The organism is Lysobacter sp. Root494, assembly GCF_001427225.1.
Taxonomy (GTDB): domain Bacteria; phylum Pseudomonadota; class Gammaproteobacteria; order Xanthomonadales; family Xanthomonadaceae; genus Agrilutibacter.
Genome location: NZ_LMFH01000005.1, coordinates 1187560 through 1199583, shown reverse-complemented (window position 1 = coordinate 1199583; position 12024 = coordinate 1187560). Strand labels below are relative to the sequence as shown.

At 63.1% G+C, this 12024-nt stretch carries 10 protein-coding genes; 5 read left to right on the top strand and 5 right to left on the bottom strand.

The annotated features are described in order from the left end of the window. The first annotated feature begins 5 nt into the window (after positions 1–5). Entirely contained in the window at positions 6–350 is a 345-nt protein-coding gene (locus ASD14_RS08610) for a hypothetical protein (RefSeq protein ID WP_157475179.1), read from the top strand. A 252-nt stretch (positions 351–602) separates the two neighbouring features. Here the strand turns inward: ASD14_RS08610 and ASD14_RS08605 are convergent, their stop codons facing one another. Then, complete coding sequence (locus tag ASD14_RS08605; RefSeq protein WP_056131708.1) at positions 603–1637, bottom strand: nitronate monooxygenase; 1035 nt, start codon at positions 1635–1637, stop codon at positions 603–605. A gap of 205 nt (positions 1638–1842) precedes the next feature. After that, positions 1843–2715: an oxidoreductase gene (locus ASD14_RS08600; protein ID WP_056131705.1), complete on the bottom strand. Its 873-nt coding sequence runs from the start codon at positions 2713–2715 to the stop codon at positions 1843–1845. Positions 2716–2825: 110 nt separating this feature from the next. Between ASD14_RS08600 and ASD14_RS08595 the strand changes: the two genes are divergently transcribed. Then, positions 2826–3734 carry a LysR substrate-binding domain-containing protein gene (locus ASD14_RS08595; RefSeq protein ID WP_056131702.1) on the top strand — a complete coding sequence of 303 codons (909 nt, stop codon included), beginning with the start codon at positions 2826–2828 and terminating at the stop codon, positions 3732–3734. A 120-nt stretch (positions 3735–3854) separates the two neighbouring features. Here the strand turns inward: ASD14_RS08595 and ASD14_RS08590 are convergent, their stop codons facing one another. Both ASD14_RS08590 and ASD14_RS08585 read right to left on the bottom strand, forming a co-directional pair. Next, positions 3855–5075, bottom strand: a complete 1221-nt coding sequence (locus ASD14_RS08590) for a S1 family peptidase (RefSeq protein WP_056131701.1) — start codon at positions 5073–5075, stop codon at positions 3855–3857. 286 nt (positions 5076–5361) lie between these two features. Further along, positions 5362–5841 (bottom strand): VOC family protein, encoded by a 480-nt coding sequence (locus ASD14_RS08585; protein ID WP_056131693.1) that lies wholly within the window; start codon positions 5839–5841, stop codon positions 5362–5364. A 381-nt stretch (positions 5842–6222) separates the two neighbouring features. On the opposite strand from ASD14_RS08585, the gene ASD14_RS08580 reads away from it, so the two are divergent. Continuing rightward, the gene (locus ASD14_RS08580; protein WP_056132376.1) at positions 6223–7086 is read left to right on the top strand and encodes an LppY/LpqO family protein; all 864 of its coding nucleotides are present in this window, start codon (positions 6223–6225) and stop codon (positions 7084–7086) included. A 62-nt stretch (positions 7087–7148) separates the two neighbouring features. On the opposite strand, the gene ASD14_RS08575 is transcribed toward ASD14_RS08580, so the two are convergent. Then, positions 7149–7496 (bottom strand): hypothetical protein, encoded by a 348-nt coding sequence (locus ASD14_RS08575; RefSeq protein WP_235565339.1) that lies wholly within the window; start codon positions 7494–7496, stop codon positions 7149–7151. A gap of 379 nt (positions 7497–7875) precedes the next feature. Here ASD14_RS08575 and ASD14_RS16640 point away from each other — a divergent pair, with 379 nt between their 5' ends. Further along, positions 7876–8121: a VOC family protein gene (locus ASD14_RS16640; RefSeq protein WP_343123458.1), complete on the top strand. Its 246-nt coding sequence runs from the start codon at positions 7876–7878 to the stop codon at positions 8119–8121. Between the two features lie 909 nt (positions 8122–9030). Then, positions 9031–12021, top strand: coding sequence for a hypothetical protein (locus tag ASD14_RS08565; protein WP_056131684.1), 2991 nt, complete (start codon positions 9031–9033; stop codon positions 12019–12021). The last annotated feature ends 3 nt before the right edge of the window (positions 12022–12024 follow it).

Here is a 12024-nt window from a genome sequence, read left to right as displayed (position 1 = left end):
CACCCGTGTCACGACCTTCCAACGGCGGAATCGTCCGTGCGGAAAAGAGTCGGTTATGGTTCGGTTTCGGGTTGGGGTGGGTGGCGATCGCGTTCACCTTCCTCTGGGTTGGCGTCGCGTTTCCGCTCTTCAGCCGGCTGGCGGCCATCGGCAACAACTTCGTCGAGGGCATCGTCTCGCTGGTGCTGCTGTTCGCGCCGACGCTTGCGTTGATGGGCTATTTCGCGCTGCGCGGCGAATGGAAAGGCGTGCTCGGCGTGCTGCTCGCCTGGGCCAGCGCGATTGCCCTTACGCTGCTGCTGGTCGCCGCGTGCCTGGGCATCATGGGCGCGGGTCGCTTCGCAGGATGAATGCCAGCCAGTCCGCGACAAACACGCGGACCTGCGAATACGCGCTTGCACGCGCATCCTCACGTGGTGTGTAAGGTCGTCTTGACCCTGCAATAACAGCCGGGGCAGTAACCTCGCAGGCGTCGGAGAACAAGTAATGAGCCTGAAAACTCATTTGCAACCGCTCCGACACGGAAGGCTCAGCCACTAGAGGGTCAAACCTCGAAGACTGGGCCTTCTCTGTTTCCGGCCTCGCACCTCAATCGAGCGAGCTCAATCGATCCCTGCCAGCCGGCGCGTGACAAGGGCAGCACTGACGCCGAAAAAGCGGTCGTGCCGGGTGCCGGACCACAGCGGCGTGAAGTCGTCCAGGCCGCGTGCTTCGGCTTCATTCCTCAGAGGGGCGAGCGCTTGCGATGCCCACGGAAACTCCGGTGGCAAATCCGATAGCGGGCCCAGCTCGCGCATCAACCGGTTCATCAGTCCACGTGCGGGCCTGCCGCTGAAGAGATTGGTTATCGCGCTTTGGCGCGTGCTTTGGCGCAGGGCAGCCCGGTGCACCGCCGTGGTCGTGGCTTCGGGACATGAGAGGTAAGCCGTGCCCACCTGGACCGCGGCAGCGCCTGCAGCGAGCATCGATTCCACGTCGGACCGTTCGCCGGTTCCACCCGCCGCGATGACGGGCACGGAGAGCGCTTTGGAGAGGGTGTGGACGAGTTCGAAGGTCGATGGCTGACGCGTCATGTCTTCGGAGAGAAAGCAGCCACGATGACCGCCCGCTTCGATGCCTTGTGCGATGACGATGTCCGCGCCGTGCGTTTCGAGCCAGAGGCCTTCTTCGCGGGTCGTTGCTGAAGCCAGAACCGTCGCGCCCCACGCCTTGATCCGCTGGAGCAGCGGCGGTGCCGGCAAACCAAAGTGGAAGCTGACGATCCGCGGCCGATACCGCTCGAGCAAATCCACCGTCGGCGCGTCGATCGGACGACGCGCACCGGCACGCGTCGCCGCTGGCGGCTGGATGCCGAATTCACGGTAATAGGGCGCAAGGGCCTGCTGCCATCGGTGTTCCCGTGCCGGATCGGGATCCGTCATCGAATGACAGAAGAAATTCAGATTGATCGGGCGTGGCAGCGCGGCGAATCTTGCGAGAGCCGTCTCCAGCCGCGCCGGACTCAGTAGCGCACATGGCATCGAGCCGAGTCCGCCGGCTTCCGATACTGCAATGGCGAGTGCTTCGTCCTGCACACCGGCCATCGGTGCCTGGATGATCGGCAGTTCGAGACCGGGCAATGTGCTGACTGAGGCCATGGCAGCCTGCGCTGGTGAACTTCGCCGAGTTTAGGGCGGGTACGCATGATTGCGATGCACGCGCGGTCCGCTTCAATGCCGCGGTGCAATCCGCGATCGAAGCATTGATGAAACGCGCACGACGCAGCCCGCCCAGTCCGGTGTGCAAAACCTCGCGAAGTTGACGTTCGGAGTCCGCCATTGGCGGGCTCCGATTGAAAGCCACTCACACCGTCGCAGTGTCCTCGATACGCGTATCGATCGCGACCGGCGCCCAGCGTTCCAGGTCTGCGAGCAACTGCTGCGCATGCGTCCGCACGGCGTCGACAGCGTCCTGCCCCAGTTGCAGGCGCAACGGCGTGGCTTCGGCCCTGAGCGCGGTGTCGATCGCCCGCGCCGCCTTGTATGGATCGCCGGCCTGCGTGTTGTGCATCGTGTGCACGAACTCGCGCGTGCCGCCGATGATGTCCTGGTAGTCCGCGATCACCGGCATGTGCCGCATCGCGGCGCCGGCAAGGTTGGTCCGGAACTGGCCGGGCTCGACGATCAGCACCTTGATGCCGAACGGCGCGACTTCCTGCGCGAGCGCCTCGGACATGCCTTCCAGCGCGAACTTGCTCGCCGAGTAGGCCGAGAAGCCGGCGAACGAGAGCTGCCCGCCGAGGCTGGAGACATTCACGATCGCACCCGCGTGCTGCCGGCGCAGCAGGGGCAGCACCGCCTGCGTGACCGCGACCGCGCCGAAGAAGTTGGTTTCCATCTGCGCACGCAGTTCGGCTTCGGGTGTTTCCTCGACCGCGCCGACGATGCCGTAGCCGGCGTTGTTGATCGCCACGTCGATACGGCCAAAGCGCGTGACCGCAGCCGCCACCGCGGCTTCGGCTTGGCCACCGCGGGTGACATCGAGCGCGTGCACCAGCACGCGGTCCGGCGCCAGCGCTTCGAGATGGGAGAGCTTGCGGGTATCGCGCGCGGTAGCGACGACGCGGTAGCCCCGATCGAGCGCGTAGCGGGCGAAGGCTTCGCCGAAGCCACTGGAAGCGCCGGTGATGAACCACACCGGGGTGGGGGAATTCGAGTCGTGGGTCGAAACGGTCATGGCCGGGTCCTAGTGGATGGCGCGGTTGCGCCGGTGAGGACAGTGTCAGTCCGTGGACCCGTGTTGATAATCCGGCAATATCCGGATGGGTTATTCGATGGAATCGCACAATGGACCGGGAGATCCTGCTCCACCTGCCCGTTGTCATCGCCGTGGCCAGGCACCGCAACTTCGCGGCGGCGGCAGCCGAGCTCGGGCTCAGTCCTTCGTCGGTCAGCCATTCGGTCCGTCTGGTCGAGCAGCGCCTGCGCGGCCCGTTGTTCGCCCGCACCACGCGTAGCGTGTCGCTGACTGAAGCGGGCGAGGCCTTCGTCCGCCAGGCAGGCGGGGCGCTCGAACAGCTGCGCGACGCGACCGAACAGGTGCGTTCGCTGCAGGGAAGGGTGAGCGGACTGCTGCGGATCAATGCACCGCGGGTATCGCTGCCGATGGTGATGACGCAGTTGCTGATCGAACTCAATGCGCGCCATCCCGAGCTCGAGGTCGAAGTGACCAGCGACGACGCTCTCGTCGACATCGTCGCCCAGGGCTACGACTGCGGAGTGCGACTCGGAGAGATGATCGCCGAGGACATGGTCGCCACGCGGCTGACGCTGCCCTTCAAGGCGATCATGGTTGCGTCGCCCGCATATCTCGCGCTGCACGGCGTCCCCGAATCGCTCGATGCGATGTTCTGGCATCGCTGCATTGGCTATCGCCTGATCAGCAGCGGCAGCCTGTATGCCTGGGACGTGCAGTACGCGGGCCGCGACATGCAACTGGAAGTCACGGGACCTGCGCGCGTCACCGATCCGCTGTTCGCGCTCGAGCTCGCGCTTGCAGGCCTCGGCATCGCCTATGTTTTCGAGCCGCTCGCACGCGAGGCGATCCGCGATGGACGCCTGCAATGGCTATTGCCGGACACCGCCATCGATGAACCAGGTCTGTTCGCCTACTACCCGAGGCGTGCCTCGGAAGTGCCGAAGATGCGCGCGTTCATTGCTGCCGCGCGCGATCTGGTCGGAATGCAGGGTGGGTAGCGAGGATCGTCCGGACGATATCCCTTGCAGGTTTCGGGCAATGCACAATCACTCGCGCAAAACAAAAGAAGACGCCCCGGCAAGCCGGGGCGTTTCGTTATGCAAACACCGGATCGCAAATCAGGCGCCGGTCAGCAGGTTCAGGTTGTAGGCCTGCAGGATCGGCAGGAGCGGCTGGTAGAAGCTGCGGGTGCGGTTGTTCGGTTGCTTGCCCTTGCAGCTGCCACTGCCGCCCGACAGCACGCCTTGCGCCTGGCCGGGGCCGGTGATGAACGAGCCGCCCGAGTCGCCGCCTTCGGAGCAGGCCGTGGTGCGGGTCAGGTTGAGGATCGTCTCGCCGCTGCTGTAGCTGACGGTCTGGTTCTTCGCTTCGATCGTGCCGCAGCGCCAGCCGGAGGTGCGGCCGGAGCGGCAGATGGCGGCGCCAACGGCGGCTTCGGTGCTGCCACGGACGGTGACGTTGCCCTTGCCCCAGCCGTAGACGATCGGTTGCTGCGTATGACCTGCGTCGACACGGACCCAGGAATAGTCGTTGCCGGTCTGACCGGGATTCGGGAACTTGGAAGCGGCGAACGTGCCGATCTTCGGACCCAGCGTCCATTGCGGGGAGAGTTCCAGATACACCGGCTCGCCGGCATCGCCGCAGTGGCCGGCGCTGACATAACCCGGCGTGGTGCCCTGGGTGACGTTGAAGCCGATCGAGCAGGCATAGAGGTAGCCGTCGCCCGGATTGCGCAGATAGCCCAGTCCACCCTGCAGGGTCGCGCGCAGGGTCGGTTGTTCGTCTTCGGTCACCAACCGCACGTTGCGGGCATCCGCACCGCTGGCGGCAACGAAGTCGATACCGGCCTGCTGCTTGCCCTTGCCGACGGCCACCACGACGCTGTTGCTGGGCAGGTCGACGTACCAGCCATACACGCCACTGGGCGCCTTGCCGCGTGCCAGCACGGCGTCGAGCTGGGTCTTGGACGCATCGAGCTCGGCCAGGCTGTGGCGTGCGTTGCGGATCTCCACGCCGGCGGGGCCTGTCTGCGGACGCGCTGAAGTGGACGCGACGACCAGCTGGAAGCTGCCGTTCGGCTGGCGTTCGATCCAGCTACCGGCGAAGTTGCGTCCCTGTGCCTTGGCCAACTGCTTTTCCTGCAACGCCGCGAGGCGTTCGATCTTCAGGTACTGGGACAACTGGGCCGAGGTCAGGCCCAGGTCGCGCTGCATCGCCGCGCGGACCGCGGTAGACAGATTGTCGGAGGGCCCCGCTGCGGATGCCGCCATGGCGGCGGCGAAGGTAAGCGGTGAAAGGACGTACAGGCCACGCTTGGCCCAGGAGTCGAACTTGCGCATCTGGGATTACCCCTTAGCTGGTTAGCTGGATGAAGGTCGAGTTGCAGGACCTGTCCTGGCCACGGTGGCCCAAACCGCGACTGACGAAGCGGCCCCGCCGGCGGATGCTGCTCGCCGGTTTGGAAGGGTTTTGTGAAGGCTGTTTTCGGATCGGTCCCGTCGTGGGCGAGGCCTACAAAAGGCCCGTAGCGACTGGCGCTGTGGATGGGCGCCCGGATTCGCACCTCACAAACACAAACGCGCCGGCATGCCGGCGCGTTGTGAGTGCCTTCCAACGGGAAAGCGGTCAGCCGCGCCGCGCAGCCTCGATCGCGGCGATGTCGATCTTCGTCATTCCCATCATCGCGTCGAACGCACGTTTCGCCGCGGCCGGATCCGGGTCCGTGATCGCATCCATCAAGGCGCGAGGCGTGATCTGCCACGACAATCCCCATTTGTCCTTGCACCAGCCGCATGCGCTTTCCTGACCACCGTTTCCGACGATCGCGCTCCACAGGCGATCCGTCTCGGCCTGGTCATCGGTGGCGACCTGGAACGAGAAAGCCTCGGTATGCCTGAACGCGGGTCCACCATTCAGGCCGATGCACGGAATGCCCATCACCGTGAACTCGACGGTGAGCACATCGCCCTGTTTGCCGGAGGGAAAGTCGCCTGGCGCGTGGTGGACAGCTTTCACTTCGCTGTCGGGGAATGTTTCAGAGTAGAACGTCGCAGCGTCCAGCGCCGCGCCGTCGTACCAGAGGCAAATCGTATTCTTGCTGACCATGTAGTTCTCCTTGTTGGGCTGCTCTTGTTCCCGTCGCGTTCGCGAGCTTACTCCGCCTCGCGTTTTCACCTGGCAGCCATCAGACGCTGTCACTGCCACTTCGCACTATCTGCACACTCCGTGGGCGAATCGTTTCACGCGATCGCGCCCAAGCCGCTGCGCTTGCTTGGCGGGTTCTCCCTGTCGGCTGTGCTCGCCAGGAAAGACCGCTGTTTGGCTGACGAAGACAGCAGCAGAGTGGCACTTCTTTCTTTGGTGCGTCTTCTTAACAACAGATTTTGTTGAATGGGTCGCTTGTCCAAGGAAGCGAGCCCGATGATCAGTCACTTCTGCCGCCAGCATTTCAACCAAATGGCACGCTTCTTGGTGTTGGTATTTTGTATGGCAGCCGTCCCTGTGCACGCTGGAGACATCGATCCCGTCCGGATCCGCGAAGCCAGTGGTGCGGAGGCGAAAAAGCAACCCGATGGCGTCGTACGCATCGGTTGGAGCCGGACCGATGTTCCTGTTGAAGTCGACGGAATGCGCCTGCCGCCCACTGCGGGCCTGGGCTCCTGGGCCGCGTTCGCGCCGATGGGCGATGCGGCGATGGTCATGGGCGACACGGTCGTCTTCGAGGACGAAGTCGACGCCGCGATGGACGCCGCGTTCAAGGCCGGGCTCGATGTGACCGGCCTGCACAACCACTTTTTCTTCGATCAGCCGAAGGCCTGTTTCATGCACATCGGAGGCCACGGTGAGCCGACAAGACTGGCTGCCGGCGTCAAAGCCGTCTGGGACGCCATCAAGGCGGTGCGCAAGTCGCAACCCGAGCCGGCTACGGGATTCGGCGGGCCCGTGCCGGTTGCCGGAAGCGTCGATGCCGATGCCATCGGCAAGATCGTGGGACATGCGGCGGAGGTCAATGCCGGCATCGCGAAGATCACCATCGGCCGCGAAGCAAGGATGCATGGCGAACGCGTCGGTGCATCGATGGGACTCACGACATGGGTTGCATTCAGCGGCTCGGATCAACTCGCCACGGCCGATGGCGACGTCATCATGAGCGCCGGCGAAGTCCAGCTGGTACTCCGCGCATTACGACAGGCGAAATTCCATGTCGTCGCGCTGCACAACCACATGATTGGCGAGCAGCCGGCGTTCTACTTCGTACATTTCTGGGGCAAGGGCCCGGCGCTCGAATTGGCACATGGTTTCCGTCGGGTGCTCGATGCGCAGCAGGCGGCGGCACTAGCCAGGTCGTGAGGCGGAGCTACTGCATCCACCTCGGGACGAACTGCGCAAAGGTGGCTGGCACCCGAAACAGGTCAATGACGCGTGTCGCTGCCCTTGCGGCTCTTCTGTTGGCCCTGCTCGCCGGAGCTGCGGCGATCCGATTGGTCCTTGGTCGGGGCATCTTCGCCGCTTTGCGCAAGATCCCGGCGCTCCTGGTCGGTAATTCCGGCGAGGCCCTGTCCGAGATTCTTGCCCTTGTCCTGAACCTGTTCGCGACTCTTGCTGGTCATGGTTGTCTCCTGCACGCCGGGATGCTCGGCATCTGCAGCGTGCATCCTCCGGCGTGGAACAGGGGTGATCAGCCGTGGGGTGTTCGGCGATTGGATTTGCAAACCATTGCCAGTCGCTTCGGTCAACCAGCTGTTCTTCATCGCATTCACGTCAGCCCGACTCGCCGTGATCCTGCGATAACACGGGAAGCAGTAACCTCGTAGGCGTCGGAGATAAAGCAACGAGGCTGAGGTCTCGTTACAAACGCTCCGGCACGGAAGGCTCAGTTGCTCGGGATTCAATTCGAGTGCTGGGCCTTCTCTATGTCGGACGCCGCACCTGGGACCGAAAACGAAACGCTTCGCGGGTCGGCGTAATGTCCCGCTTGGCTTGTATTTGAGCGAGGCTCCGCATGCATCATTCCCGCCTCTGTGCGCTGCTGGTCGACTGTCGCACGCCTGACGTCGACCAGGCTGCTGAATTCTGGGCCAAGGCGCGCTCGGCCGTCCTGTCGATCGCGTACACCCGGGTACTCGCGGCAACTACCGCATGCTCGAGACTCCTCCGGATGAAGCCATCGTGCAGATTCAACGCGTGGAGCATGAGAGTCGGGTACATGTCGACATTGAGACCGACGATATTCCCGCCGAGGTCTCGCGACTGGAAGCTCTCGGAGCCGAAGTGGTGACCCGGCTGGAGCGTTGGGTGGTGATGCAGGCGCCAACAGGACACCGGTTTTGTGTCGTGAGAGTTCAGCGTCCGGGCTTTCCGAAAAACGCCACGCGCTGGGATTGAGCTGATGCGATATCGGCGACGCTACAAGCGCACTTCAACCGACGTACCCGCTTGACGGGCGACGGAAATGTGCACAGGTTGGGGTCGTCCGCGCCGGATCATTCAGCATTTAATGATGATCGGCGATGAAGCGATCGCATTCGCGCGCGCGCAAAAAACAAAGGGCCAAGCCGTGAGACTCAGGACGTTCTTGGACAACATTGGATCGGTCATGCGAGTTGTGCTTGGCGAATGACTGCAGCTGACCCAAGGCAGACATCAGGCCACGCGTGCGCGTACCTACGTCTCTCACGTGCATAGCCACTCGGTGATCGCCCGACGCAGCGAGTAAACGTGGTATTGAACGTGCTCGCCGAGGAGTAGCTCACCCGATCGGCGCTTTTCGATCACCAGGTCCTGACGATCGAGAATGTCTTTTGCGATCGCCACACGCGAGCAGGTCCTCCATCGGCGGCATGCCGACCGCGCGAGTAAAGCGTCGGGAGGAGGTTGTCCTGGCGTGTCGAGCAGCTTCGCCCTTTTAATACGTCTCCGCCTGCCCAACTGATGACGGGAACTGAAGCCGCACCGCTGCTTGCTACCGCTCAAATTCAAGCACACGATTCAAGTTGCTTCTGACTTGTGGCACTGATGTTCACAGCGTGAACAAAGCTAGCCGAAATGTGCACGCTTCTGGTATCGCTGCAGCCTGTGATGCACGTCAGCACGGTGCTTTTGTGGGTTGAAGTCGATCAGCTAGCCAACGGAAGTCTCTAGCTGCTGCTGAATCTTGTTGTCCGACTTGTCGAGGCGAAAGCCGTTCGAATCAGGCAAGGCGCAGATAACGCACGCTCGACGACGAATGGAACCTTTCTCCGCAGGAGGCTGACCTCCGGCGCAGGGAAGTGTTTGCCCCGATTGGAGAAGACCATGACCCAGGAATACATCTTTCGCTTCCTCAGCGTGCGTCCCGGCAGCCAGCGCAAGAAGACCGAACGCGCGCCGAAGACCGTGCCGGTTTACGAACGCAACAAACCCACGCAATTGGCAACGGCGCTCAAGCGCCTGAATGACTCCGGTGGCTCGGTCGCCGAAGTATTGCGCGTCGTGCGCGCCTTCCAGGCGTCCGATCAACACGTGAAGTCACTCGACGAGTTGCCGTTCGACGTCGCCGCGGGCCTGCAATGGCTGGCTGAGAACGACAACCGCAAGTCCACTGATGTGGATTTCGCGAAAGCGTTGCAGGAGTTGTACGACATGCCGGCGAAAAAGATCATCGCTGCGCCAGACTTCCTGGTCACCAAGGAGCGCGTCTCCGACAGTCTCGTCGCCGAGGCCTTCCATTCGAGCTGGGAGCGTCCGACCGATTCGCTGACTATGGCGAGGAAGTTTATTGCTTTGGTCGAATGGGCCGCCAAGGACAAGGGCCTGGACCCCGGCCTGCCGATGGGCTCCGCTTTCGCCGAGCTCAAGGTCTCGATCCCGGACTTCGCGCGCGTGCCCAACCCGCCGAAGCAGGAGCCGCCCCCCGTGGAGGACAAGCCCGATCCGGAGGCGGCCCGGCGCGACAAGTTGCGTGCCCACCTGCAGGACCTGGAAGCCGTCCACAGCGAACTGTCGAACAAGGCGATCGATGACGATGCCTTGCTTAAGCCCGACCGGGGCAGCGATGAATCGCGCAAGATCGCCGACCTCGAAACGAAGTTGTCCAGCTTCGAGGCGCTGCGGGAGGACGATCTACGCCGGCTAGAGGACGTGCGCCTGGGCAACGAGGCCAAGGTGCATGCCCTGCCGTCGGCTTCAACGCTGGCGGGCATCGGCAGCGCGCGGGTGATGATCAAGCCCGAGGCGATCGCGCGCCTGTCAGGGACAGCGCACCGGGTGCTCAACGACGCCCGCATCGACCTCGCGAAGATCGAACCGACCAGGGCCGTCGAACTCATCGAGGAACAGATGCGCCTGACCTCGAACCAGCTGGCCTCAAGCGAGAAGGCCGATACGGTGCTGTTGTTCGGTGGCGTGATGATGGAAATGAGCAAGGTCAAGGGCTCGATGTTCGGACCGGCCGGCGCAGCAGCGCCGATCCTGAAGGACCATTGCCATTTTCAAGCCGGCATCGGCGATCTGCTGATGGTCAAGCAAACGCTCAAGGCCTACGAAATGGCCGAGTTCGCCCACGTCGAGAACGTCCTGGCTGGTGAGGCGCGGGTGCGTGAGCATCGCCGCCTGAACATCCGCGAAGAGATCTTCGTTTCGGAGGAGGAGCGCGAGACCGAGAAGGAGCGCAACCTGCAGAGCACCGAGCGCAACGAGATGCAGTCCGAGGCCGAGAAGACGGTCAAGAGCCAATTCGAGCTCGATGCCGGGCTGCAGGTCAGTGGCTCGTATGGCCCGACGATAAGTTTCTCAGCCAGCCTCAATGTCGGATTCTCGACCAGCAGCGAGGAAACGCAGCGCAAAGCGGTGTCGTACTCGCGCGAAGTCACCGAGAAGACCTCGGAGCGCGTGCGCGAGCGCGTGAAGAAGGAAGAGCGCCGCCGGATGCTCGAGCAAGTCGAGGAGCTCAACCGGCACTCGATCACCAACGAGCCTGCGAGCAATGGCCATGTCCGCGGGATCTACCGCTGGCTGAACAAGGTCTACGACGCGCAAATACTGAATTACGGCCAGCGCATGATGTTCGAGTTCGTCGTGCCTGAGCCGGCCGCCTACCTGCTGTATGCCCTGGTCGAAAATCCGCCCAAGGACAACGAGCTGGTCAAACCGGTCGCGCCGGCCTACTACGGCGCGCCGCTGAAGCCCTCGCACCTGACCCGCAGCAACTATCTGGATTTCGTCGCCAAATACCAGGTTCGCAACGTATTGGCACCACCGCCCGAGTTCCAGCACGTGGCGACGTTCGACAAGCAGGACAAGGTGCAGGACGGGTCGACGTTCGGCCGCGGCACCAAGGTCGATGTGCCTGCCGGCTACCAGGCCTACGGCGCGACGGTGATGAGCGACTACACCTTCACTGAAGGCAAAAGCCATACCTTCCATGTGATGGTCGGCGGCGCCTCGTTCGACTGCACCACCTACTGGGGCTCGGCCTACAAATCGCTCGGCAACCGCTACAAGGAACTGGGCATCGCCTACCACCTGCACAATGCCTGGAGCTTTGCGATAGCGGTGGAAGTGCATTGCCGGCTCACCTCGGAGGGCTTTGCCAAGTGGCAGCAGGCCGCCTTCGATTCGATCATGGAGGCTTATCTGGTGCAAAAGGCGCAGTACGAGGAGGCGATGGCCGCGCTGGCGATCCAGCAGGGCGTGAAGATCCTCGGGCGCAACCCGCTGGAAAACCGCCGCATCGAGCGGGAGGAACTCAAGAAGCTTGTGCTGATGATGCTTATGCGCAACAACAACATCGCGCGCAACTCAATCCTGCCTGGGTACGAGCCCAATATCGACCTGCAGAAGGCCTGCCTGAATGGCTCGTGGATTCGCTTCTTCGAGAATGCCTTCGAATGGAACAACCTGATGTACGTGCTGTACCCGTACTTCTGGGGTCGTAAGGCGCGCTGGATCTCGGCCCTGCATTTCACCGATCCCGATCCGGAGTTCGCCGCCTTCCTGAAGGCCGGCGCCGGCCGCATCCAGGTGCCGGTGCGCCCAGGCTTCGAGAAAGCCATTGCCTACTTCTGCCAGTTCGGTGTGATCTGGGAAGGCAACGATCCACCGCTGCGTGACGACGACTTGTACGTGCCGATCGTGGACGAGATCGCCGAGAACCTCGGCAAGCTCGACGAGGGCGTCCCCTATCCCGAGGATGCACAACCCTGGGATGTACGTATCCCGACCTCGCTGGTGCTGGTGCAGAACCTGGAGGAGATTCCCGGCATCAAGGACATGTTGACCGGCAACGACGTGGTGATTACGTCCTGAGGC